Origin of the sequence: Inquilinus limosus DSM 16000 (genome assembly GCF_000423185.1) — a bacterium.
GTDB classification, from domain to species: Bacteria; Pseudomonadota; Alphaproteobacteria; order DSM-16000; family Inquilinaceae; genus Inquilinus; species Inquilinus limosus.
Genome location: NZ_AUHM01000002.1, coordinates 340,326 through 364,433, shown reverse-complemented (window position 1 = coordinate 364,433; position 24,108 = coordinate 340,326). Strand labels below are relative to the sequence as shown.

22 protein-coding genes are annotated in these 24,108 nt (G+C 68.4%); 8 read left to right on the top strand and 14 right to left on the bottom strand.

The annotated features are described in order from the left end of the window. Positions 1-38 precede the first annotated feature (38 nt). The 4 genes from G537_RS0105635 to G537_RS0105625 all read right to left on the bottom strand — a co-directional run bounded on the left by G537_RS0105635 (position 39) and on the right by G537_RS0105625 (position 5,070). The gene (locus G537_RS0105635; RefSeq protein ID WP_026869270.1) at positions 39-563 is read right to left on the bottom strand and encodes a hypothetical protein; all 525 of its coding nucleotides are present in this window, start codon (positions 561-563) and stop codon (positions 39-41) included. After that, a complete protein-coding gene (locus tag G537_RS41935; protein WP_081688601.1) occupies positions 550-1,989 on the bottom strand; it encodes an HD domain-containing protein in 1,440 nt (479 codons plus the stop codon). The genes G537_RS0105635 and G537_RS41935 overlap by 14 nt, the downstream gene beginning before the upstream one ends. 517 nt (positions 1,990-2,506) lie before the next feature. Continuing rightward, the gene (locus G537_RS42855; RefSeq protein ID WP_081688600.1) at positions 2,507-3,667 is read right to left on the bottom strand and encodes a 2'-deoxycytidine 5'-triphosphate deaminase; all 1,161 of its coding nucleotides are present in this window, start codon (positions 3,665-3,667) and stop codon (positions 2,507-2,509) included. Positions 3,668-4,266: 599 nt separating this feature from the next. Then, positions 4,267-5,070, bottom strand: coding sequence for an AraC family transcriptional regulator (locus tag G537_RS0105625; RefSeq protein WP_026869269.1), 804 nt, complete (start codon positions 5,068-5,070; stop codon positions 4,267-4,269). A gap of 180 nt (positions 5,071-5,250) precedes the next feature. On the opposite strand from G537_RS0105625, the gene G537_RS44220 reads away from it, so the two are divergent. Then, positions 5,251-5,481 (top strand): YjiS-like domain-containing protein, encoded by a 231-nt coding sequence (locus G537_RS44220; RefSeq protein WP_026869268.1) that lies wholly within the window; start codon positions 5,251-5,253, stop codon positions 5,479-5,481. A gap of 253 nt (positions 5,482-5,734) precedes the next feature. On the opposite strand, the gene lpxK is transcribed toward G537_RS44220, so the two are convergent. The 5 genes from lpxK to G537_RS0105595 all read right to left on the bottom strand — a co-directional run bounded on the left by lpxK (position 5,735) and on the right by G537_RS0105595 (position 11,860). Further along, positions 5,735-6,739, bottom strand: a complete 1,005-nt coding sequence (gene lpxK / locus G537_RS0105615) for a tetraacyldisaccharide 4'-kinase (RefSeq protein ID WP_026869267.1) — start codon at positions 6,737-6,739, stop codon at positions 5,735-5,737. 202 nt (positions 6,740-6,941) lie between these two features. After that, complete coding sequence (locus G537_RS0105610; protein WP_026869266.1) at positions 6,942-8,213, bottom strand: 3-deoxy-D-manno-octulosonic acid transferase; 1,272 nt, start codon at positions 8,211-8,213, stop codon at positions 6,942-6,944. A gap of 10 nt (positions 8,214-8,223) precedes the next feature. Beyond that, positions 8,224-9,216 (bottom strand): glycosyltransferase family 4 protein, encoded by a 993-nt coding sequence (locus G537_RS0105605; RefSeq protein WP_026869265.1) that lies wholly within the window; start codon positions 9,214-9,216, stop codon positions 8,224-8,226. A 28-nt stretch (positions 9,217-9,244) separates the two neighbouring features. Further along, on the bottom strand, positions 9,245-10,048 hold the full coding sequence (locus G537_RS0105600) for a UDP-2,3-diacylglucosamine diphosphatase (protein WP_026869264.1): 804 nt from the start codon (positions 10,046-10,048) through the stop codon (positions 9,245-9,247). Positions 10,049-10,513: 465 nt separating this feature from the next. Then, positions 10,514-11,860: a TldD/PmbA family protein gene (locus G537_RS0105595; RefSeq protein WP_026869263.1), complete on the bottom strand. Its 1,347-nt coding sequence runs from the start codon at positions 11,858-11,860 to the stop codon at positions 10,514-10,516. A 155-nt stretch (positions 11,861-12,015) separates the two neighbouring features. Between G537_RS0105595 and mepA the strand changes: the two genes are divergently transcribed. Beyond that, complete coding sequence (gene mepA / locus G537_RS0105590; RefSeq protein WP_026869262.1) at positions 12,016-12,888, top strand: penicillin-insensitive murein endopeptidase; 873 nt, start codon at positions 12,016-12,018, stop codon at positions 12,886-12,888. 80 nt (positions 12,889-12,968) lie between these two features. Next, complete coding sequence (locus G537_RS36615; protein ID WP_051247943.1) at positions 12,969-13,742, top strand: DUF899 family protein; 774 nt, start codon at positions 12,969-12,971, stop codon at positions 13,740-13,742. Here the strand turns inward: G537_RS36615 and G537_RS0105580 are convergent. From G537_RS0105580 to G537_RS36605, 4 genes are all read right to left on the bottom strand, one after another. Beyond that, a complete protein-coding gene (locus G537_RS0105580; RefSeq protein WP_026869261.1) occupies positions 13,727-14,296 on the bottom strand; it encodes a DUF1993 domain-containing protein in 570 nt (189 codons plus the stop codon). The genes G537_RS36615 and G537_RS0105580 overlap by 16 nt on opposite strands. A gap of 158 nt (positions 14,297-14,454) precedes the next feature. Continuing rightward, a complete protein-coding gene (locus G537_RS41930) occupies positions 14,455-15,048 on the bottom strand; it encodes a HutD/Ves family protein (protein ID WP_051247941.1) in 594 nt (197 codons plus the stop codon). Positions 15,049-15,355: 307 nt separating this feature from the next. Then, entirely contained in the window at positions 15,356-16,102 is a 747-nt protein-coding gene (locus tag G537_RS0105570; protein ID WP_034850680.1) for a 2OG-Fe(II) oxygenase, read from the bottom strand. A 239-nt stretch (positions 16,103-16,341) separates the two neighbouring features. Next, positions 16,342-17,148: a helix-turn-helix transcriptional regulator gene (locus G537_RS36605; protein ID WP_051247939.1), complete on the bottom strand. Its 807-nt coding sequence runs from the start codon at positions 17,146-17,148 to the stop codon at positions 16,342-16,344. 110 nt (positions 17,149-17,258) lie between these two features. Between G537_RS36605 and G537_RS0105560 the strand changes: the two genes are divergently transcribed. From G537_RS0105560 to G537_RS0105545, 4 genes are all read left to right on the top strand, one after another. Then, complete coding sequence (locus G537_RS0105560; RefSeq protein ID WP_026869259.1) at positions 17,259-18,719, top strand: MFS transporter; 1,461 nt, start codon at positions 17,259-17,261, stop codon at positions 18,717-18,719. 85 nt (positions 18,720-18,804) lie between these two features. Beyond that, entirely contained in the window at positions 18,805-19,413 is a 609-nt protein-coding gene (gene leuD / locus G537_RS0105555) for a 3-isopropylmalate dehydratase small subunit (RefSeq protein WP_026869258.1), read from the top strand. A gap of 39 nt (positions 19,414-19,452) precedes the next feature. Next, the gene (leuB, locus tag G537_RS0105550; protein ID WP_026869257.1) at positions 19,453-20,568 is read left to right on the top strand and encodes a 3-isopropylmalate dehydrogenase; all 1,116 of its coding nucleotides are present in this window, start codon (positions 19,453-19,455) and stop codon (positions 20,566-20,568) included. Between the two features lie 463 nt (positions 20,569-21,031). Then, entirely contained in the window at positions 21,032-22,426 is a 1,395-nt protein-coding gene (locus tag G537_RS0105545) for an OmpP1/FadL family transporter (RefSeq protein WP_034850677.1), read from the top strand. Positions 22,427-22,550: 124 nt separating this feature from the next. On the opposite strand, the gene G537_RS0105540 is transcribed toward G537_RS0105545, so the two are convergent. Continuing rightward, complete coding sequence (locus G537_RS0105540; RefSeq protein WP_026869255.1) at positions 22,551-22,883, bottom strand: Mpo1-like protein; 333 nt, start codon at positions 22,881-22,883, stop codon at positions 22,551-22,553. Positions 22,884-23,029: 146 nt separating this feature from the next. Here G537_RS0105540 and G537_RS0105535 point away from each other — a divergent pair, with 146 nt between their 5' ends. Then, the gene (locus tag G537_RS0105535) at positions 23,030-24,058 is read left to right on the top strand and encodes an aspartate-semialdehyde dehydrogenase (RefSeq protein ID WP_026869254.1); all 1,029 of its coding nucleotides are present in this window, start codon (positions 23,030-23,032) and stop codon (positions 24,056-24,058) included. Positions 24,059-24,108: the final 50 nt, after the last annotated feature.

Below are 24,108 nucleotides of genomic sequence, written 5' to 3'. Positions count from 1 at the left end.
CCGACATCCTGTCGTCGAGAAAGAGTAGGAATTTCGCGTTATGCAGCGGGCAACTTCGGCAGAGGCCGAGGCGTGCTCAGGGATCTTAAATCTTCATAAGCCGCCATTGCTCGCTCTAGCCTACCATCCTTCGCCTTCTCAGGCTTCCGGCGCCTAGTCTCTGCCCAGGGATCCTTCTTCCCCTCGGCGACGAAGAGAAATGCTGCGGTCGCGGCAAGCTCCAACTCCACCGCGTTCACCAACTTGGCCTTTTGAGCGAAGGCAGCCCGTTGCGGGTCTAAGGGGGCAACCGGCTCCTTGAGGCTAAACACGGAGTATCGTCCGCCCCAACTGGCCTGCTTTTCATCCTCATTAACCGCACCGAAGGCAGTGGCGATATCGATACCGAACGCCAGATCCTCGCTGAATGGTCCGAAGTGATGATACTCGAAGTCAAATTCATCACCGAAGCCCGCCAGTTGCATCAGGTAGGCAACCTTCTGCAGACGGGTACGCCCGACTAGCATACCGCCGGCGTCACAGATGATCCGGGTTGCTGCGAGGTGCGGGTCACGCGTCGCCATGCTCGCTCCTCTGAAGTTCTGTTCTCATTATGTTCTCTACCACCTTCTGCGCTTCGGTGTCACCTCGAAACACGTAAGCGCGGAAGACCGAGAAGGTTTCAGCCCCCGCGATAACGGACGACAATTCCGCGACGTCCCTAGGTTCCCCCGAGCCCACGCGAATAAGTATCCGGTTTAGCGGCGTATTGGAATCCTGATAACGCTTATAAGGAGCTCGGTCATAGCGGTCTAAAAGGACGCGAACCGGGCCGTCGGCAGCAGCCATGGGATGCGCCTCCAGCGCCGCCTGTATTCGCGAGCACGCCAGTGTGATCCGCGCCCGCCAGATTGAACGAGGTTCGCCCTCCTTGATGGGCAACGCTTCTTCCACCCTACGGCGAATATCGATCCCGGCCGGCAGATGTCTTTTCTGAAGACTCAGTGCGAGCTTTTGGATCTCAGCATCCTTCGCATCTACAAGCATCGGCAAAGCGCCCCAGAACACCATATCGTCCAGCCCCAGCGCGTGGGAAAGTTTCTCAGGCTCCCTCGCAAACCGGAGAATCGGATGGTTCACCGGGAGCCCAATTTCAACTTCATTCCCGTCCAAACCAAGTTGAAGCACGCGGCGCATAAGGGCGCTAAATATCTTCTCTGCGCCACGAGTTGTCTTATGCAGGTAGACGTTCGGGTAAAGGTGGAATAGCGAGAGAACATAGCTTTCCGCTGTCTGAGCTGCCTTAGGTCCCAACACAAGCGTCTCAATAGACCCAGTGCCCTCATCATCCGCGCCAGTTCGGACGGAAGCAATTTCGAGGTTCGCTAATAGCCAAGTCAGATCGATGCCGCTGCTCTGGACCCCCGACATAAGCCTGTCACGCTGCATATAATCCAGGCGGTCGGCATCGAACTGACTCGACACAACAGCGTCATAGAGGTTACCCGGCTCCTTACGGCCGATCAGAGTGGCGACGTCGTTGGCGAAGCCGCTGCCAAGATCGCGGTTGAATGCTTGAGTAATCTCGCTGTCGCGAATAATCGCCTCGCTGACGTTCTCATGCTTTGCCATGGGCAAATTTAGCGATTTGCCAACTTCCTCAAAGGCATGACTAAACATGCCGTGGCCGACGTCGTGAACGAGCGCTGCGGCCAGTGCGACCCTTGATTGATATTCGCCAAACTGACGCGAGGTGTCGGCCTTGATATGCCGTTCGATCAGCAGCATGAGGGCCCGTGCGACATGAAATACGCCAATGCTGTGGGCGAAACGGGTATGAGTTGCGCCAGGGAAGACGAATTCGGAAAATCCGAGTTGGCGGATACGCCGCAACCGTTGAAAGGGTGGAGTCTGGATTACGCGCCACAGCGCGTGCTCGAACTGACTGGTGTCGAACGCGATTAGGTTGTGTACCGGATCGCGGACGCGCTGCGGCTTCAGAGCGGTCACCACGCATCCGTCCTTCCGCGCCCCTGATCAGCATTCTTTGCCAGAGATATTTTGTCGACTACATGCCGCTTGGCAGCGCTTGATCCGTCCTGCACCGCAAATTCCCGTTTCTCTAAGAAAGAGCGTCGTCTACTAAAGCCGGGCAATTTTTGTCGATTAAATAGACGGGTGTCCAGTACCCTCTGTCGACCGTTGCTCCGTTCTGTCGACGCTGCCGTAGGTGGCACCCGCTCAATCTGGCGCTGAGCGTATGGCCATTCCTCGTTGTCTCCACAATAGCGTCTTTTCGCGCGAATAATTTGCGCTCGCCGTCCACGCTGCCGCACTGTGAAATCTGTTGAGTGCCGGGTGACTTCTGGAGTGGCCGGAGTGGTCATTGGGTGGGCAATGCCAACCATCTGCTAACAGGCTAGCAATGTCGCGCAGTCGGCCTGATTGGCGCATGCCTAGGTCCTGATTGTCTCACGCAGGCAGACGCCGCCTCTGTCGAGGCGTGTGCGGACTCTCGCCTAATCAGCTATGCTGGCGGCTTGAACTGCTTTGCAAGCTTCAGTCCTTGATTCTGGTAATTCGATCCGATCCGCTCCCCGTACAGCCGATCAGGGACATCGGCCATGCGCTCATACTGCAGCCAGCCGACCGTTTGGCCATGATCTAGCAAAAACGGGACATCATGAGAGCGTACCTCTAAAACAGCCTTGCTCTCGACGTCTCCGAGCCCGAAGCCAGGGTCAAAGAAGCCTGCATAGTGGACCCGAAATTCCCCAACTGAAGTATCGTAAGCAACCATTTCGGCGGCCAAATCGCGGGGAATCTTGACACCTTCCTGCGTAACGAGGATGTAGAAGTCATCGGGATCTAGAATTAGAGGCGGTTCTCGATGATAATATATAGGTTCCCAGAAATCCTCTATATCATAATATCCGACTTTCTCTAAATCAATTCTATCAGTATGTTTCTTTGCGCGATAGCCAATCAGGTTGCCGCGTTCCTTGCCGCGGAGATCTACGGTTACCGCAACAAGATTTCGGCTATCCAAATACTGCTCGGCGGTTCCGCCGGAGACTAGTTCGCCTGCATCGTGGAGGCGCTTCAATTCACTCGCCGACATGATTGGTGATCCACGACGGAATCGCAGTTGGTTGAGGCGGGTGCCCGTTTTTGCAACTACACTAAAAGTCTTTGGCGCGACTTCGACATAGAGGTTGCCACTATATCCGCGCTCAACCTTATCAAAAGCAGTGCTGCGATCCGTAATCAGGCGCGTAAGAATGTCGAGTCGGCCGGTGGAGCTCTTTGGATTGGCCACTCCAACGACATGACTGTTTATATGAACCTGTTCGAGAAGAGGAATTACATACACGCACCCTCTTTCAAGAACCGCTCCATTGGTCAAGTCGATGGGATAGCCATCAAGCTGTGTGATCTTGTCCAATACCGTCGCGCCCGGACCCGGCAGAAAGCTCGCGCGTACACGATAAGCAACGTGCCCGAGCCGGAGGTCGATACTCGCGGGCTGCAATTGGTCAGGGTCAAGTTCGGCTGGAGAAAAGATTTCCTTGTCACGTACCATCTGCTTCAGTGTTTGGATCGGAAGAATCCCTGTGCGCGGCGGAACCGAGGGAGCCAACTTTGTCTCCCTGCCGAACAAACTCCTCGCCAACCCGACCTCAACCATCGTTACGTCCTTTCAAGCGCCCTTCATGCCTCAGGCGCAGCGCAACCTCATGCCATTGGGCGTTGCATTTCAGCGAACAGAAAACACCCTGGCTAAACGAACCGCTCCCGACCCTTGTTTTGAGGGGCTTCCGGCAAGTGGGACAAATCCCCTTGTGCCGGCAATCTTCCAGGTAGCGATGTTCATCTTCGGCCATGGCATCCCCGCATCCAGGAGCACAATCTAGCAAATTAGCCAAGAAAATCAAACGATTAGGCGGGGCGAGACACCCTCCATGATATCCCCTATTGGGAAGGAGGTAACCCATTGGAGATCGGGCCTCATTCGATTTGTCCCCGTTTTTCACAGGGACCGCATCGTTGATCAGAGCGCGCGGCGACTGCCGACGCGACGCAGCCAGTGATACCAACCGCCGCTAGTGACATGCCGCAGATCGATCTATCTCGTAGCGTCCCGACCAACTTACGGGACTAGGCCTGTGTTACCGTCGTGGGATTCGACGGTCAGCTTCGAGGACGAGGCGCCTGTTTGGCCGCACGCAATCGACTCCCGTGATAGGTCGGACATTGCCGTTCCTGCGTGTCCCCCACCCAGCCGCCTCACCCTCCCTCCGCGAAATACCGGCCCGGCGTGACGCCGAAGGCCTTGCGGAAGCCGGCGACGAGGGCGCTGGGGCCTTCGTAGCCGAGGCGGTCGGAGACCTCGCCGACCGGGACGCCGAGCGACAGCCACTCCACCGCCTTCAGGAGGCGGGCCTGGCGCCGCCAGGCGCGGAAGCTGAGGCCGGTCTCGGCGCGGAAATGCCGCTCGAAGGACCGCTCCGACAGCGCCGCCCGCCGCGCCACCTCGGCCAGGCCGTCGGTCCGCGCCGGGTCGGCCGCCAGTTCGGCCACCGCGCGCCGCAGCCGGGCCGAGGCCGGCATCGGCAGGTGCAGCGGCGCGATCGGCTCGGTCACCAGCTGGTCGAGGATGACGGCGACGATCCGCCCGGCCGGGCCGCCGGCCGCGGCGTCGCGCGGATAGCCGAGGAGCGCCAGGATCAGCTCGCGCAGCAGCGGCGACAGCCGGATCACCGATGGGTCGCGCGGCAGGTGCCGAACCACCTCGGGCCGCAGGAACAGGTAGCGCAGGGCCGAGCGCTGCAGATAGGTGACGGCGTGCGGCACGTCCGGCGGGATCCACAGCGCCCGCTCCGGCGGCACCACGAAGCTGCCGCGCCCGGTCTCCACCGTCACCGAGCCGGAGACGATGTGGAACAGCTGGGCCCAGCGGTGGCTGTGAGGCTGGAAGTGCAGGCCGGTCTCCGCCTCGCCCGCGAAGGTGAGGGCAGGGGCGGGGTAGTCCTCCGCCTCCGGCCGGCCGAGGTCGGGGTGGACCAGATTGTCCGGATGGATCGAGGCCATGGCGACTCACATACAGAAGCCGCCGACATGGCGCCAGATGGCTGGCGACTCGCAGACACAAGTCGGCGGAGTGGCGCTAACGCGACCATCGCCGGCGGGCTTAGGGTGACGGCCGTCGACACCGCCTCCGCCCGGCCGCGCCGCGGCGGGGACGCCGACATCCAGCAAAGGAGTCCGACGATGGACAGCATGGTGGTTTCACCGCGCAAGCCGCGGATCGCGACCCTCCGCCCGGCGACGGCGGCGAAGGCCGCCGGCCGGTGCGTCGCCTGGATCCGGTACCGGATGAGGATCCGGCGCGACACCGAGGCGCTGATGGCGCTCGACGACCATCTGCTCGCCGATATGGGGCTCGACCGGCCGGAGATCGGGCGGGCCCTGCGCAGGGCGTACCGGGGCGGCGGGCGGTGAAGACCCGGCCGTCCGTGCCGGTTCACGACAGTCGCGGCCGGATCGCGCCGATGGAACCCCCTCCCCCTGCCCCCTCCCGCGAGGGGAGGGGGGACTCAAAACAAGTGAGAATGTCCTGGCCCGCAGGGGGAGGGGACTGGAAGAGAGACAGCCAGGCGGTTCAGCGGCACCGCCCCCCTGGATGGCCACGCCCCCCAATAGGCGTAAGGGGCGGGGCTCGCCATGACGGGTTTGGTACTTTGTATCGTCGGTATCAGCCGGCGCGCAGGCCGAGGGCCCGCCGCACCACCGGCTCCAGCACCGCGTCGGCGGCGGCGGGGTCGTCCCAGGCCAGGTCGACGCGCAGGGCCTCGACCATCGGCCGGGCCTCGGGCGGCAGGCGGACCATGTCCTTCTCCGTCGTCACCGGCACGGCCTGCCGCTCTTGCGCCGTCTCGGCCAGGCGCATGATCTCGTCCGGCGTGTAGGCGTGGTGGTCGGGGAAGGGGACGGCGCCGGCGAGCTCCGCCCCCAGCTCCGCCAGCGTGGCGAAGAACTTCTCGGGCCGGCCGATGCCGGCGAAGGCCAGGACCTTGCGGCCGCGCAGCCGCGCCGCGTCCGCGGGCGAGGGGACCAGCCGGGCGCTTAGGGCCGGCAGGCCGTGGCGGGCGGCCAGCGCCCCGATCCCGGCCCGGTCCGGGCCCATCACCACCAGCGCGCCGGCCCGCTTCAGCCCGTCCTCCGGCCGCTCGCGCAGCGGGCCGGCGGGCAGGATCCGGCCGTTGCCGAAGCCGGCGGCGCCGTCGACCACCAGCAGCGACAGGTCCTTCTCCAGGCTCGGGTTCTGGAAGCCGTCATCCATCAGGATCAGCCGGGCGCCGGCCGCGGCGGCGGCGCGGGCCCCGGCCGGGCGGTCGCGCGACACCCAGGCCGGCGCGGCGCGGGCCAGCAGCAGCGGCTCGTCGCCGACCTCGGCGGCCGAGTGGCGGCCGGGGTCGACCCGCACCGGCCCGGCCAGCGAGCCGCCATGGCCGCGGCTGAGGAAGTGGACGGCGATGCCGATCTCGCCCAGGCGGAGGGCGAGGGCCAGCGCCACCGGGGTCTTGCCGGCGCCGCCCGCCACCAGGTTGCCGACGCAGACCACCGGCACCGGCGCCCTCTGCGGCCTGACCAGGCTGCGGCGCAGGCGCGAGGCGAGGTCGTAGAGCGCCCCGGCCGGGGCCAGGAGGAGGGCCGCCGGCGTCGCCTGCGGGCGGTACCAGAAGCCGGGGGTCTTCATCGGCAGGACTGTCCGCGGCTTTTGCGTTGCCTCTCCCGCCTGGCGGGAGAGGTCGGGCGCCCGCAGGGCGACCGGGTGAGGGCTGGTCCCGGCCTCGACAAACTCCCCTCACCCGGAGCCGCTTCGCGGCTCCGACCTCTCCCGCAAGCGGGAGAGGCCACGTGTCTTCCGGGCTGATGGGAAATGTCGATCAGCAACTCCCTCATGCCAGGATCGGCGTGATCAGCGGCTCCAGGGTCGCCATCACGGTCGAGACCACGCCGCGGTTGCGCTGGGCCACGGCGCCGGCGGCGCGGGCCATGCGGCGGCGCTCCACCGGGTCGTCCAGCAGGCGGCCGACCGCCGCGGTCAGCGCCGCCGCATCGGCCACCGGCATGGCGCCGCGGGCCTGGCCGAGCTGGGCGGTGATGTCCGGGAAGTTGGTCATGTGCGGGCCGTAGACCAGGGCGGCGCCCAGCTGCGCCGCCTCGATCGGGTTGTGGCCGCCGAACGGCACCAGCGAGCCGCCGATGAAGGCGATCGGGCAGACCCGCAGCCAGATTCCCATCTCGCCGATCGTGTCGGCGACCAGGATGTCGGTGTCGGACCAGGGCAGCCGCGTCTGGCTGCGGCGCAGGGCGCGCAGGCCGGAGGCGCGGACCAGGCCCTCGATCTCCTCGCCGCGGTCGGGGTGGCGCGGCGCCAGCACGGTCAGGAGGCCCGGCCGCTTGGCCGCCAGCGCCTTGTGCGCTTGGACGATCTGCTCCTCCTCCCCCGCATGGGTGCTGGCGGCCAGCCAGACCGGGCGGCGGCCGATCGCGGCGCGCATCGCCGCCAGCGCCTCGAGGTCGGCGTCGGGCGGGTCGGAGGAGAATTTCAGGTTGCCGATCTGGCCGACGCCGCGGGCGCCGAGGGCGCGGAAGTTGCGGGCCGAGCGCTCGTCCCAGGGCAGGATCACCCGGAAGATGCCGAGCAGCCGGCGAATCAGCCGCGGCAGCCGGCGCCAGCGGCGGAACGACCGCTCCGACATCCGGGCGTTGACCAGGGCGATCGGCAGGCCGCGCTTCTCCGTCTCGATCAGCATGTTCGGCCAGATCTCGGATTCGACCCAGATCGCCAGGTTCGGCCGCCAGTGGTCGAGGAAGCGGCGGACATAGGCCATGCGGTCGAGCGGCGCGAACTGGTGCATCGCCCGTTCCGGCAGCCGCTCGGCGATCAGCCGGGCCGAGGTGACGGTGCCGGTGGTGACGAGGACGGAGAGGCGCGGGTCGCGCTCCAGCAGGCGGCGCACCAGCACCTGCACCGACAGCACCTCGCCGACGCTGGCGGCATGGACCCAGACCAGGGGGCCGGCCGGGCGCGGCAGGCTGGCATGGCCCAGCCGCTCACCGCGGCGGGCGGGATCCTCGCGGCCGGCGGCGGTGCGCCGGGCCAGCAGCAGGGGCACGAGGGGGCCGGCGGCGTCGGTCAGCCCGCGATACAGCGCATAGATCATCCAGACGGTGTCACCGGAACGGGTGCAGATGAGTCAGGAACTGATCTGTACATGCCTCCCAGGAATAGCGCAGCGCAAAACTGCGGCAATCCTCCGAAGGGACCTTCAGCGCCTCGCGGATGGCGCGGCCGAGATCCTCGTCCAGCCGGCCGACCGGGGCGTCGCCGATGACGTCGGCCGGGCCCTGCACCGGATAGGCGGCCACGGGCACGCCGCAGGCCAGCGCCTCCAGCATCACCAGGCCGAAGGTGTCGGTGCGCGAGGGGAAGACGAAGACGTCGGCCGAGGCGTAGGCGTCGACCAGCGCCTGCCCCTGCTTGGCGCCGGTGAAGGTGACGTCCGGGTACTTGGCCTGGAAGGCGGGCAGGGACGGGCCGCCGCCGACCACCACCTTCTCGCCGTCCAGCGGCAGCGACAGGAAGGCGTCGAGGTTCTTCTCCACCGCCACCCGGCCGACATAGAGGTGGCGCGGCCGCTCGCGGTCGGGGCGCGCCGCCGGGCGGAAGCGCTGGGTGTCGACGCCGCGGCTCCAGCGCGCCAGGCGGCGGAAGCCGCGGCTGGTGAGGTTCCGCTCCAGCGTGTCGGTCGCCACCATCACGGCGCTGGCGGCGCGGTGGAAATGCCGCAGCAGGGCGTAGGTCGAGGCCAGCGGCATGCCGGTGCGCAGCTGGACGTATTCCGGGAACTGGGTGTGGAAGGAGGTGGTGAAGCTGAGCCGCCGGCGGATGCAGTAGCGCCGCGCCGCCCAGCCCAGCGGGCCCTCGGTGGAGATGTGGATGGCGTCGGGGTCGAACTCGTCGATCAGCCGGGCCATGCGCCGGCTCTGGCCGATCGCCAGGCGGATCTCGGGATAGGTGGGGCAGGGAATGGAGGCGAAGCGGTCGGGGCCGATCACCTCGACCAGATGGCCGCGGCGGCGCAGCTCGTCGCGGGTCGATTCGATCGTGCGCACCACCCCGTTGACCTGGGGCAGCCAGGCGTCGCTGACGATCAGGATGCGCATCAGCCCTCGAACAAAACGCGAGGCTGGATCAAGCGGCGCGCCGCGGCTTCAGGGCCGGCTGCGGCGCCACCGTCGCGTCGCGGGCCGCCACGATGTCCGCCCAGTGCAGGATCTCCAGCCTTCCGTCCTGATGCTCCACCAGGGCGGTGCAGCTCTCCACCCAGTCGCCGTCGTTCACATAGGTCATGCCCTGCATGTCCTTCAGCTCGGCGGTGTGGATGTGGCCGCAGATGACCCCGTCCACGTTGCGCCGCTTGGCCTCCTCCACCAGCGCGAGCTCGAAGCGGCCGACATATTCGACCGCCCGCTTCGCGCGCTGCTTCATATAAGCCGAGAGCGACCAGTAGGAGAAGCCGAGACGGCGGCGCACCAGGTTGAGCAGGGTGTTGGTGTGCAGCAGCAGCTCGTAGGCCTTGTCGCCGACATGGGCCAGCCACTTGGCGTAGCGCACCACCACGTCGAACTGGTCGCCGTGGATGACCAGGAAGCGGCGGCCGTCGGCGGTCTCGTGGATGCAGTCGTCGGCGACGTCGACCTCGCCGAAGCTCTGGCCGACGAACTGCCGCGCGGCCTCGTCGTGGTTGCCGGGGATGTACAGCACCCGCGTGCCCTTGCGGGCCTTGCGCAGCAGCTTCTGGATCACGTCGTTGTGCTGCTGCGGCCAGTACCAGCTCTTCTTCAGCCGCCAGCCGTCGACGATGTCGCCGACCAGGTACAGCGTGTCGGAATCGGTGTGCTTCAGGAAATCGAGCAGGAGGGTGGCGTTGCAGGCCCGGGTGCCGAGATGGACGTCCGAGATCCAGATGGTGCGATAGCGCGTCACCTGTTCCATGGGCGTCGGTCCTTCGGCGGTCATATACCGTCCGTATAACCGAGCCGCCTTTTGCAAACAACATGTTGATGTCGTCTGCCATCTCGCAGGTGCAAAACTTAATAAAACGGTCACGGATGCTTCGGCTCTTCGCCGTTCGGCCGCCGTTGTTCGGTCCTGCCGCGGCCGGAATGTGACTTTTTTCTGAAAAGGCCGGCCCGGGTCCGCAGGTAGAAAGCCCGCCCTCCCCTGGTTGCGGACAAGGGAGAGCGGGCCCGCCGGCGGCGCTGTGGCTGGAGGCCTGCGGCCGCCGGCGTCTGGCGACATCGCCGGGTCCAGGCTTGACGAAAGATTGCGCAAAATCCGTGGCGGTTCGAGGGCGTTCCCGCGTCGCGGCGAAGAACGCAAGAAAGCGCACAGGCCGATGCAACTAAGTTTCCCGCGATCCGTATCGGTTCATCGGTCAGAACCGGCGGCCGCTCCGGCCTACCGCCCCGCCACCATCATGCCGTCGATCCGCACCGTCGGCGCGTCCATGCCGTAGCGCAGCACCAGGTCGTTCGCCGGCACCAGCGCCCGGTACATCTCCTTGAGGTTGCCGGCGATGGTGACCTCGTTGACCGGGTGGGCGATGCGGCCGCGCTCGATCCAGAAGCCATGGGCGCCGCGGCTGTAGTCGCCGGTGACGCCGTTGACCGACGACCCCATCAGCCCGGTGACGTAGAGACCCTCCTGGATGTCGGCCATCAGCTCCGCCGGCGTGACCGTGCCCGGGGCGAGATAGAGGTTCGACGGGGCGGCGCCGGGCGGGCCGCTGGTGCCGCGCACCGCATGGCCGGTCGGGGCCAGGCCGAGCTGCCGGGCCGAGCGCAGGTCGAGCAGCCAGGTGGTCAGGCGGCCGTCCTCGATCACGGCGCGGCGGGTGCAGGCCACGCCCTCGCTGTCGCAGGGGCGGGAGCGCAGGCCGCGGCGGATATGCGGGTCGTCGATCACCGCGATGCCCGGGGCGAACACAGCCTCGCCCATCTTCTCCTTCAGGAAGCTGGTGCCGCGGGCGATGGCGGCGCCGTTGACGGCGCCGGCCAGATGGCCCAGCAGGCTGCGCGCGGCGCGCGGATCGAACACCACCGGCACCCGCGCCGTCGCCGCCTTGCGCGCGCCCAGCCGGGCGACGGCGCGCTCGCCGGCGCTGCGGCCGACCGTCTCCGGCGCCTGCAGGTCCCCGGCGTGCACGGCGCTGGAATGGTCGTAGTCGGTCTCCATCCCGGTGCCTTCGCCGGCGATGGCGGAGACCGAGACGCTGCTGCCGGTCGAGCCGGTGATCCGGGCGAAGCCGTTGCTGGCCACCATCGCCGCCAGGCTGCGGCCGAAGCCGGCGCTGGCGCCTTCCGAATTGGTCACGCCCGCGACCGCCAGCGCCGCCTCCTCGGCCGCCCGGGCGCGGTCGGCCAGCACCTCGGTCGACGGCTCGACCGGGTCGATCAGGTCGAGGTCCGGCAGCTCGGTGGCCAGCTCGGAGGGATCGGCGATGCCGCAATACGGGTCCTCCGGCACCAGCTTGGCCATGGCGACGGCGCGCTCGACGATCTCGTCCAGCGCCGCTTGCCGGCGGTCGGAGGAGGAGACGATCGCCATGCGTTTGCCGATGAAGACGCGCAGGCCGAGATCGCCGCCCTCGGACCGCTCGACATGCTCGAGCTTGCCGAGCCGGTAGCTGATCGAGATCGAGGTGCTGTCGAACAGCACCGCGTCGGCGGCATCGGCCCCGGCGCGCCGGGCGCGGTCGATCAGGCCGGACAGCAGGTCGAGGGTCTCGTCATGGGAATCGGGCATCGTCCGGTCCGTCGGTTCCTGGGCTTCGACTGATGTAGCGACGCCGCCCCCGCCGCGGCAAGGACGAAGGGCGGATGGCCGCAGCCGCAACAGGCTTCATCTCCGGCGCCGACAGGCGCATTCTGGCGGAGCGAGTCGGGGGCACGGAGGGGTGCATGATCGGGACACGGATCGGGGCGGCGCTGGCCGCCGCCTGGCTGCTGCTGGGGGCCGCGGGCTCGGCCGGGGCGGGGGAGGAGGATCTTCCCTGGGCCCATGTCCGGCTGCCGACGCAGGGCCCGGCGCAGGTGGTGGGCACCTATTCCAACGGCTGCATCGCCGGGGCGGTGCAGCTGCCGCCGGAAGGGCCCGGCTATCAGATCATCCGCCTCAGCCGCAACCGCAACTGGGGCCATCCGAACCTGGTCGCGACGCTCCTCGATCTCGGCCGACGGGCCGAGGCCGCAGGCCTGCCGCCGCTGCTGATCGCCGATATGGGCCAGCCGCGCGGCGGCCCGATCACCGACCATGCGGCGCATGAGAACGGGCTCGACGCCGACATCTGGCTGCGGCTCGACCTGCCGCTGCTGGCGCGGGACCAGCGCGAGTCGCTGAAGCCGGTCTTCGTCACCGGGGCCTGGACCGACTTCGTGCCGCGCGGCGGGCTGACGCCGCAGCAGGCGCAGCTGATCCGACTGGCGGCGACCGAGCCGCGGGTGGAGCGGATCTTCATCCACCCGGCGATCAAGCGCGAGCTGTGCGCGATGTCCTGGGACGACCGCTCCTGGCTGCACAAGGTGCGGCCCTGGACCGGCCACAACGAGCATCTGCACCTGCGCATCGGCTGCCCGGCCGACAGCCCGCTGTGCCGCGAGCAGGACCCGGCGCCGCCCGGCGACGGCTGCGGCGCCGACCTGATGTCCTGGTTCCCGATGCGGGCGCCGGTGCCGCGGAAGTCGGACAGGCCGGCGAAGCCCTATGTCCCGCCGCCGATGCCGGCCGCCTGCACGGCGGTGCTGAACGCGCCGGCGATGGTGGCGCAGCCTTAGGGGCGAGGCCGGTCGGCGCCCGGGCGCAGCTCCGCTCTGCTCTGCTATAATCATGCTCATCCGCTTCGATGGAGGCGTCCATGAGCGTGACCTTTCCGAATGAAAGTCCGGAGTATCGCGCCGCTCGCGACAGGCTGCTGCGGCGCGAAGTCGCCCTGAGGCGCGAGATGGAGTCCGTGGCCGCGGAGATCCGGGCGCTGCCGTCGGGCGGGGCCGTTCCGGAGGATTATGAATTCGACCATATCGATGCCGAAGGGACCGCGGCGAAGGTGCGGCTGTCCGAACTGTTCCGGCCCGGCACCGAGGCGTTGATCCTCTACCACTACATGTTCCCCCGGCACCGCGGCGACGACCGGCGGGGGCCGGGCAGCGGGCCGACGGCGGAGCTGCCGATCGAGGAGGGGCCATGCCCGTCCTGCACCGCCCTGCTCGACAACTGGGAGGGGGCGGTCCCGCATGTCGAGGGCCTGGGCGTGAACATCGCTGCCGTGGCCAAGGCGCCGATCGAACGCGTCGCGGCCTTCGCGGCGCATCGGGGCTGGCGCCATCTGAAGCTGCTGTCCGCCGCCAACAACAGCTTCAAACGCGACTATCACGGCGAGGACGAGGAGGGGCAGCAGGTGCCGATCCTCACCGTGTTCCACAAGGGCGCCGACGGCGTCGTCAGGCTGAGCTGGGCCTCCGAGCTGCTGTTCCAGCCGCCCGAGCCGGGGCAGGACCCACGCCATGTCGGCACGGTCGAGCCGATGTGGACCCTCCTGGACCTCACGCCCGGCGGGCGGCCGGACGCCACCGAGCAGTTCGATTACGACTGCTGCCGGCCCGGCACAGCCGGGGGTTACAGGCTCGCATAGACCGCCGGCCCCTCGAAATCCTGCTTGCCGAGCTCGACGCCGGCGTGGCGCAGGATGGCGTAGGCCATGGCCACGTGGAAATGCAGGTTCGGCAGGGCGTAGTGCAGCAGGAAGGGCAGGCCGGCAAAGCGGCGGGTGCGGCCGCCCATGGCGACGTCGATCACCCGCTCCTCCGACCCGTCGATCTGCTCCGGCCGCAGCGCCTGCAGATAGGCGAGGGCGGCGTCGATCCGCGCGGCCAGATCCGGCAGGCTCGCGGCGCTTGACCCGAAGCGGTGCTGGAAGCCGCGGTTGAACACGGCGAAATCCTCCGCCTCCGGCCCGGGCAGCGCCTGGCCGGCCAGGCGGGCCGCGGCGCCACGGGCACCGTCCGCCGCGATCTGGACCTGGCGGTGCAGCGGGAACATGTCGGGCGCCAGCCGGCTTTCCAACAGGATCGCGGGATCGAAACCCCTGGCCGCGGCATGCGCCTCCGCCTTCCTCAGGATGCCGGCGCAGCTGGTCAGCATGCGCACGAAGGCCGGCACCGAGGCCTGGTACATCGAGATCGTCATGGTCGTGCCCTCCGGCCCTCTGATATCAGCGAGCCCGCAAAGAGATCGTCATTGCGAGCGCAGCGAAGCAATCCAGGGCGGCAAGAGCGGAAGCATGGATTGCTTCGTCGGCTTCGCCTCCTCGCAATGACGGTTCTTTTTTGTTCCGCCTTGTCCGCCTAGCGTGGCCTGAGCGCCACGGCGTAGACCAGGCTGTCGGCCTCGGCGCCGCGCAGATGGGGGGCTCGGTCGTCCTCGTCGGTGACGACCGCGGTCTCGCCTTCGGTCACCGCCAGATGGCGGCCGATGTCGATCACCGCGGTGCCGCGCAGGACGTAGAACAGCCAGACCGGCGCCGGCTCCAGCATCGCATCGGCGTCGTCCAGCGCGGCGACGCGATGGTCGATCTGCAGCGACCGGTCGGCGATGACGTTGAGGTCGCGCACCGGCCCGGCGATCAGCTTGCAGCTGGTCGCGGCCTCGCCGTCGAAGTCGAAGGGCTCGTGCGGCCGGTCGAGGCGGACCGTGCGGGGCGGGGCGCCGGGCTCGGCGATGGTGAGGTCCATGCCGCGGCCGGACAGCAGCATGATGGTGCGGAAGCAGCCCGGGAAGGCGGAGAAGGGGCCGTCCGCCTCGACCTCGGCCAGGCTCAGCCGCCAGAGGAAGCCGCACGGCGTGTCGCCCGGCTCGACCGCGATCTCGGCCGTCCGTCCCCCGCCGTTGCGCCAGGGCATCAGGCGGTGCTGGGCGGGCGGGATGATGCGGGTCGGCATGGGCGGCGCAGTCTCGAACGGCAGGAACCGAACGATAGCACAGGACGGCCCGGGTCCACCCGTGCTTGCAGCGTCACCTGCCGTCGCGGGCGCAGCCGTCCGGGCGGGGCCTGGGGCCGCGGCGGTCGGGCGGTACCTTGCAGTTGTCCACCCGCTGCTCGTCGCTGGCCTTGTCGCCCAGGCGCTCCTTGCCGGTCTTGACGGGGGCCGCCCCTGCGCGGCGTGCTCTGCGCACAGGCGCCGGCAGCGCACAGCGCCAGGCCTGCCGCCACGATGCCGCGAAGGATCCGGGTCATCCGACCCTCCCTCACCGGGCGTCGTGGAAGATGATGCCGAGCGTGTGCCGGCGGCCGCTGCGCAGCCGGCTGACGCCGTGCCGCAGATTGACGCGGTAGTCGCCGCGCGTGCCCGCGACCGGCCGGTGATGGACGGCGAAGGCCACGCCGTCGCCCTGGCCCAGCGGCACCACCTCCGGCCGCGACTGCATGCGCGGGCGCTGCTCGGTCAGCACGAACTCGCCGCCGGTGAAGTCGCGGCCCGGCTCGGACAGCAGGATCGCGACCTGCAGCGGGAAGGCGAGGTCGCCGTACAGATCCTGGTGCAGGCAGTTGTAGTCGCCCGGCTCGTATCGCAGCAGCAGCGGCGTCGGCCGGGTCTGGCCGGCCTCGTGGCAGGCCTTCAGGAAGGCCTCGTGCTGCGCCGGGTAGCGGGTGGAGATGCCCATGCGCCGGTTCCACTCATTGGCGACCGGCGCCAGCCGGGGATAGAGGGCGGCGCGCAGCCCGGCGATGGGTTCGGGCAGCGGGTAGCCGAAATACTTGTACTCGCCCTGGCCGAAGCCGTGCCGGGCCATCACCACCCGGCTGCGGAACGGCTCGTCTCGCGGGTAGAGCGCGGCGATGGCGCGGCATTCCTCCGGCGTCAGCAGGGCGGGCAGAACCGCCGCGCCGTACCGGTCCAGCTCCGCGGCGGCTTCGTCCCAGTCGAGCCGGGCGACCCGCTCGGCGGGGGTGGGGCTGGTGTCGTCGCGGCGGAGGAGAGTGCTGCGGGGCATCGGGAGGCCCTCCCTGGTCATCGCTGTCATGACAACAAGGTGGCCTTTCGGGTTCCGGCGTACACTCCGGCCCTTGCTTTCAAATTGCGGCGAGACGCATTCTCAAACTCCCTCCCTGTTCCATAGCTGTCATGCCCGGGCTTGACCCGGGCATCCAGGAATCTCGATGCCGCTCTGGGTGGCCCCTGGATCGCCGGGTCAAGCCCGGCGATGACAGGAAAGGGGTATCGAGGTGCCTTCTAGCCCTTCGGCACGGGAGTGTAGGTCACCAAGCGCAGGTCGGGCGCGCCCTCGACCAGGAAGGTGGCGTGGGCGAATTCGAGCTCGCCCAGGGTATCGTGCCGGATCCGCTTCAGGCCCTCGCTGCGCTCCGCCACGTCCTGGCGCGGCCACCAGCGGCGGAATTCGGGGCTGGCCGCCTTCAGCCGGTCGACCAGCCCGGCGAAGGCCGGGTCGCCGCCGGCACGGCCGTGGTCCAGGCGGAACTTGGCCAGGACGCGGCGGGCGCCCTCCTCCCAGTCGGGCATCATCCGGCGGTAGCGCGGATCGGTGAAGATCAGCCACAGGCTGTTGCGCTGGTCCGGCGGGATCAGCGCGTAGTCGCCGAACAGCGCGGTGGTGGCGGCGTTCCAGGCCACGATGTCCCAGCGCGCGGTCTTGATGTAGGCGGGGTTGGGCAGGCTGTCCAACAGCGCCTGCAGGATCGGCGACACCGTCGGCAGGCCCGGCGCCGCATGCGGCGGCGGCCGGTGCTGCGCCAGGGCGTAGAGATGCGCCCGCTCGGCCTCGCTCAGCCGCAGCGCCCGGCACACCCGCTCCAGGAAATCGGCGGAGACCTGGATGGCGCGGCCCTGCTCGAACCAGGTGTACCAGGTGACGCCGATGCCGGCGAGCTGGGCAACCTCCTCGCGCCGCAGCCCGGGCGTGCGGCGGCGCGGGCCGGCGGGCAGCCCGACCGCCTCCGGTGCGATCCGGGCGCGGCGGTCACGCACGAAGTCGGACAGGGCGCGGCGATCCTCGACGCGCTGCAGGCTGGACACGGCCATAGGCTGTTACCGCTACTAATAGGATAAGAACTTATCTTTTCCTATTATAGGCCCGCACCCAATCTCTGTCGCGTGCGAACGGACCCGCCGTTCCGCGATGGAGATCCCGCATGACCGATGTGACCTGTCCCGCCGGGGCCGCCCGCCCGGCGATCCCGGCGCGACTCCGGCTCGCCCTGGCCGTGATGCTGGCGGGCCCCTTCATGACCGTGATGGACGTGATGATCGTCAACGTGGCGACCCCCAGCATCCGGCGGGGGCTCGGCGCCAGCTACGCCGAGGCCGAGCTGGTGGTGGCCGGGTACGGCCTGGCCTATGCGGTGGCGCTGATCACCGGCGGTCGCCTCGGCGACCTCCATGGCCGGCGGCGGATGTTCGTCGCCGGCCTCGCCGGCTTCACCCTGACCTCGGCCCTGTGCGGCCTGGCGCCGACGGCAGAGACGCTGATCCTGTCCCGGCTGCTGCAGGGCGTCGCCGCGGCGCTGCTGTTCCCGCAGGTGTTCTCGCTGATCCGGCTCACCTTCCCCGAGCCGCGGGCCTGCGCCAGGGCCTTCGCCGCGCTCGGCGTCGTGCTGGGGCTGGCCTCGATCGCCGGCCAGGTGCTGGGCGGCGTGCTGGTGGCGGCCGACCTCTGGGGCCTCTCCTGGCGACCGGTCTTCCTGGTCAACGTCCCGATCGGCCTCCTGGCCGTGGTGGCGGCGTCGAGGCTGATCCCGGCGGACCGCGTGTCGCCCGGGCGGCGGCTCGATCTCGCCGGCGTCGCCCTGAGCGCGCTCGGCCTCGGCCTCCTGCTGTATCCGCTGGTCGAGGGGCGCGAGGCCGGCTGGCCCGGCTGGTCGCTGGCCCTGCTCGCCGCCGCGGTGCCGGTGCTCGCGGTGTTCGCCCTGCACCAGCACGGCAAGTCCCGCCGCGGCGCCGGGCCGCTGCTCGAGACCGCGCTGTTCCGCGACCGCGCCTTCACGGTCGGCGTGCTGCTGGTGCTGGTGCTCTATTCGACCCTGAACTCGGTCTATCTCTCCTACGCCTTCCTGGTGCAGCTCGGGCTCGGCCGGTCGCCGCTGGTCTCGGGGCTGGTCTTCGTTCCGGCCGGGATCATCTTCATGGCCGCCTCGATCGCCGCGGGCCGGGTCGCCCCCGAGCGCCGGCGGGCGGTGCTCGCCGCCGGCGCCGTGATCGCGGCCGCCGGCAACCTCGCCGCGGCGGCCACGGCCCTCCTGGCCGACCCGCTGCGGGCGGAGGCGCTGATCCCGGCTCTGGCGCTGCTCGGGCTCGGCCAGGGATTCCTGATGACGCCGCTGCTGAACACGGTGCTCGGCGGCATCCGCGACGGCGACATCGGCTCGGCCTCCGGCGTGCTCAGCACCATGCAGCAGGTCGGCGGCGCGTTCGGCGTGGCGCTGGTCGGAATCCTGTTCGCCGCGGTGCTCGACCGGGCGCGCGCCGCCGGGGTGGGCGAGGCCGTGGCCTATGCCCGCGCCTTCGCCGCCGCGGCGGGCTATGGGGCGCTGGCCAGCCTCGCCATCCTCGGGCTGCTGTCGGCCCTGCCGAGAATTGCACCGCGGCAAGGGTGACGATTCCGCGCTTTGGGCCGGCGGCCGGCTGTGGCATGACTTTCCGGCTGACTCCCCTTTGGCCTCCTCGAGCACAGCCGCCGCCATGCAGCCCTTCACCACGCTCACCGCCGTCGCCGCGCCGCTGCCGATCGTCAATGTCGACACCGACATGATCATCCCGAAGCAGTTCCTGAAGACGATCAAGCGCACCGGCCTCGCCGCCGGCCTGTTCTACGAGCTGCGCACCGACGAGCAGGGCAACCCGAAGGATTTCGTGCTCGACCGGCCGGCCTATCAGAAGGCCCAGATCCTGGTCGCCGGCGACAATTTCGGCTGCGGCTCGTCGCGCGAGCACGCGCCCTGGGCGCTGCTGGACTTCGGCATCCGCTGCGTCATCGCGCCCAGCTTCGCCGACATCTTCTACAACAACTGCTTCAAGAACGGCATCCTGCCGATCGCCCTGCCGCAGGAGCAGGTCGACCTGCTGATGCAGGACGCCGAGAACGGCGCCAACTCGACCCTGACGGTCGATCTGGAGAAGCAGGAGATCACCCGGCCGGACGGCCAGACCATCCGCTTCGAGCTGGACCCGTTCCGCAAGCACTGCCTCCTGAACGGGCTCGACGACATCGGCCTCACCCTGCAGCAGGCGAGCGAGATCGACGCCTTCGAGGCCAAGCGGAAGTCGGCCCAGCCCTGGCTCGCGGCTTGACCCGCCGCTCTCAGCACCGAAGAACGAAGAGGAACCGACGTGTCCAAGAACAAGAAGCTCCTCGTCCTGGCCGGTGACGGCATCGGCCCGGAGGTGATGGGCGAGGTCAAGCGCGCCGCCGAATGGCTGGGCAGCCACCGCGCCGTCGGCTTCGATATCGAGGAGGAGCTGGTCGGCGGCTGCTCGATCGACGCCAACGGCGTGCCGGTCACCGACGCGACCATGGAGAAGGCGCTGGCGGTGGACGCCGTGCTGCTGGGCGCGGTCGGCGGGCCGAAATGGGACGGCGTCGACTTCTCGATCCGGCCCGAGGCCGGCCTGCTGCGCCTGCGCAAGGATCTGGAGCTGTTCGCCAACCTCCGCCCGGCGCTGGTCTACCCGGCCCTGGCCGACGCCTCGACCCTGAAGCGGGAGGTGGTCGAGGGGCTCGACATCCTGATCGTGCGCGAGCTGACCGGCGGCGTCTATTTCGGCGAGCCGCGCGGCATCACCGACCTCGGCAACGGCGAGCGCCGCGGCGTCAACACCCAGGTCTACACCACCTCGGAGATCCGCCGCGTCGCCGCCGTGGCCTTCGAGCTGGCGCGCAAGCGCGGCAACAAGGTCTGCTCGGTCGAGAAGATGAACGTCATGGAATCGGGCCGGCTGTGGCGCGAGGAGGTGACGAAGCTGCACCAGGAGCAGTATTCGGACGTCCAGCTCAGCCACATGCTGGCCGACAACTGCGCCATGCAGCTGGTGCGCAACCCCAAGCAGTTCGACGTCATCGTCACCGACAACCTGTTCGGCGACATGCTGTCGGACGAGGCGGCGATGCTGACCGGCAGCTTGGGCATGCTGCCCTCGGCCTCGCTCGGCGCGCCCGACGCCACCGGCCGCCGCAAGGCGCTGTACGAGCCGGTGCACGGCTCGGCCCCGGACATCGCCGGCCAGGGCAAGGCCAACCCGATCGCGACGCTGCTCAGCTTCGGCATGATGCTGCGCTATAGCTTCGACCTCGGCGCCGAGGCCGACCTGCTGGAGGCGGCAGTGTCGGACGTGCTGGACCGCGGCATCCGCACCGCCGACATCGCCGGCACCGGCGCCACCCAGGTGGTGTCGACCGGCGACATGGGGACCGCGATCCTGGAGGCGATGGCCGCGCGGTCTCGTTGAGAGCCGCGATCGCGCCTCCAAAGACCGTCATGGCGAGGCGCGGAGCGCCGTGGCCATCCAGGGTCGGTGCCGCTGGGGATGGCCGCGCCCCTTCGGGGCTCGCCATGACGGTTTTTTGTTTGCGCCGTTGGCTCTGAACCATCCAGTAATTTGTGCAGTGCGAAGGGGCGGGGCCGCGGGTCCCGCCCCTTTTGTCTGGCATTTCGCCAGTCCCGGTGCATAACCGAATCAATTTTGCGCGATTCGCGTCCACCGCCGGACCCGACAGTTGCCGACTGTTCTGTCCGGCGGCGCTTCTTTCGGCCGGTTGACGTAGCGTCCGGCTGGTCTTCGACCCGGCGCAGGGATTCAATCTCATCGAGACCTTGAACAGTGCTTGACGGCGTGCCGCTTGCGCGTTGACCTAATGTTACAAACGCAACATTGCGCAACATAGGTCGACGACCAGGGGGGATACGTCGAGATGAAGCAGGGGATCATCGGGACCGTTTCGCGCTTCGCGCTCGCGGTGGCGGGCCTCTCCGCCGCGGCGGGGCTCGGGGCCGGATCGGCGCAGGCGGCCGGCTTCTACATCCAGGAGCAGAGCGTGACCGGCCTCGGCCGCGCCTTCGCCGGCAGTGCCGCCGCGGCCGACGACGCCAGCACCATCTACTTCAACCCGGCCGGCATGGGCTTCCTGAAATCCGGCGAGATCATGATCGGCGGCAGCCTGCTGATCCCGGATTCCCGGCTGAAGGACGACGGCTCGACCATCGACTACCCGGCCTTCCGCACGCCGCTCGGCATCCTCAACCCGCCGGCCGCCGCCATCTCCGGCGACAGCAAGAGCGGCAATCCGTACGATCCGACGCTGGTGCCCAGCGGCTATGTCGCCGTGCCGGTGCCGAACACCGAGAACCGCCTCTGGTTCGGCATCGGCCTCGGCGCGCCCTTCGGCCTGGAGAGCGACTATGGCGGCGACTGGTTCGGCCGCTACGACGCGACCAAGACCGAGCTGCAGGTGTTCAACTTCGCGCCGTCGGTGGCCTATCGGGTGAACGACTGGCTGTCGATCGGCGGCGGCATCGACATCTCCTATGCCTGGGCCAAGCTCGAGAGCAAGGTGCCGAACCCAGTTGCCCCCATCGCGCCGGCCTTCGCCGACGACGGCGACCTGACGATCAAGGGCGACAGCTGGGCCATCGGCTACAACATCGGCGCCATCGTCCAGCCGATGGAGGGCACCCGGATCGGCGTGCATTTCCGCTCCGGCGTCGACCACATGCTGGACGGGCGGGCCAAGCTCGACGGCATCGACTTCCCGCCCCTGCCGGGCCTGCCGGCGACGGCCGACTTCGCCACCGGCGGCCGCGCCAAGCTGAACCTGCCGCCGATCCTGTCCTTCGGCATCCGGCAGGAGGTCACGCCGCAGATCGCGCTGCTGGGCGGCGTCACCTGGTACGGCTGGTCGTCCTTCAAGGAGATCCGGGTCAAGCGCTCGGACGGCGGCGACGACCTGGTGAACGAACAGCGCTACCAGGACACGGTCGGCCTGTCGATCGGCGGCGAATACTACTGGAACGAGGACCTGACGCTGCGCGCCGGCTTCCAGTACGACCCGACGCCGACCAAGGCCGGCTTCCGTTCCAGCCGCACCCCGGACGGCGACCGCTACTGGCTGTCCGCCGGCCTCAGCTACGACGTGATGGAGAACCTGTCGGTCGACTTCGCCTACACCCACATCTTCATCGACGCCCGCAAGATGGACGCCGAGCGCGACTTCTATATCGGCACGCCTCTGGAGACCCATGTGGACTACGACGCCAAGAACGAAGGCAGCGTCGACATCGTGGCGCTGGGGCTGCGGTATAGGTTTTAAGGGCCATTCCCTCGGTTCCAACTGTCATGCCCGGGCCTGACCCGGGCATCCAGACGGTCGCGACGCTCTCTGGATTGCCGGGTCAAGCCCGGCAATGACAGCAAAAGGGAACCTTGTTCCTTTTCTACGAGCCTACCCCCGCCCGGCGCAGCTCGTCGCCGAGCCGGCCGGTGACCCAGAGACCGTACATGCGGAAGTCGCTGACCAGCGACCACAGCGGATAGGTGAAGGTGGCCGGGCGGTTGCGCTCGACGAAGAAATGGCCGATCCAGGCGAAGAGATAGCCGGAGACCACGGCCGCCAGCAGCCACCACCAGCTGCCGGTCACGATCAGCAGGAGAAGGCAGAGCAGCGCCAGGGTGGTGCCCAGGAAATGCAGCGCCCGGGTCCGCGGCTGCGCGTGTTCGCGCAGGTAGTAGGGCCAGAAAGCAGAGTAGCTGGGCAGCGTTTCGGCCATTCCTGATCCCCCCTTGTCCAGCCGCCAGCCGGCACCTGGCGGCATGCTCGCCGCGCGCTCGACGCATGGCTGTGCCATTGCGCCCGGATCGGCATACATTCTACCGAGTGCGTCCCCAACAGCAATCGAACAGCCGGATCATCGTCATGGGCTATCGGGTCGCGGTCATCGGAGCCACCGGCAATGTCGGTCGCGAGATGCTCTCCATCCTCGCCGAGCGGAACTTCCCGGTCGACGAGGTCGTCGCGCTCGCCTCCGAGCGGTCGGTCGGGCGCCAGGTCTCCTTCGGCGAGGACGATGTCCTCGACGTGCAGGACCTCGCCAAATTCGACTTCAAGGGCATCGACATCGTGCTGTCCTCGCCGGGCGCCAAGGTCTCGGCGGTGCATGGGCCCCGCGCGGCCAAGGCCGGGGCGGTGGTGATCGACAACACCTCGCATTTCCGGATGGATCCGGACGTGCCGCTGGTGGTGCCGGAGGTCAACCCGGAGGCGATCGCCCAGTTCCGCAAGAAGGGCATCATCGCCAACCCGAACTGCTCCACCATCCAGATGGTGGTGGCGCTGAAGCCGCTGCACGCGCTGGCGAAGATCCGCCGCGTCGTGGTCTCGACCTACCAGTCGGTGTCCGGCGCCGGCAAGGAGGCGATGGACGAGCTGTTCAACCAGACCCGCGCCGTCTATGTGAACGACCCGATCGTCAAGGAACGCTTCACCAAGCAGATCGCCTTCAACGTCATCCCGCATATCGACGTCTTCATGGACGACGGGTCGACGAAGGAGGAGTGGAAGATGGTGGCCGAGACCAAGAAGATTCTCGACCCGGCCATCAAGGTCGTCTCGCATTGCGTGCGGGTGCCGGTCTTCATCGGCCATTCCGAGATGGTGAACATCGAGTGCGAGAACCCGATCTCGGCCGAGGAGGCGCGGGCCGCGCTGAAGCGGGCGCCGGGGATCTCGGTGGTCGACCACCGCGCCAATGAGGGCTACGTCACCCCGGTCGAATGCGCCGGCGAGGACCTGGTCTATGTCAGCCGCATCCGCGAGGACAGCACGGTCGAGAACGGCCTGTCCTTCTGGGTGGTCGCCGACAATCTCCGCAAAGGCGCGGCGCTGAACGCGGTCCAGATCGCCGAAGTCCTGGTCAAGGACGGCCATCTGCGCAACGCCGCCTGATACGTCCGACTATTGCCGAGGAAGGGGATCCCGGTCGGTATCCCCTTTCG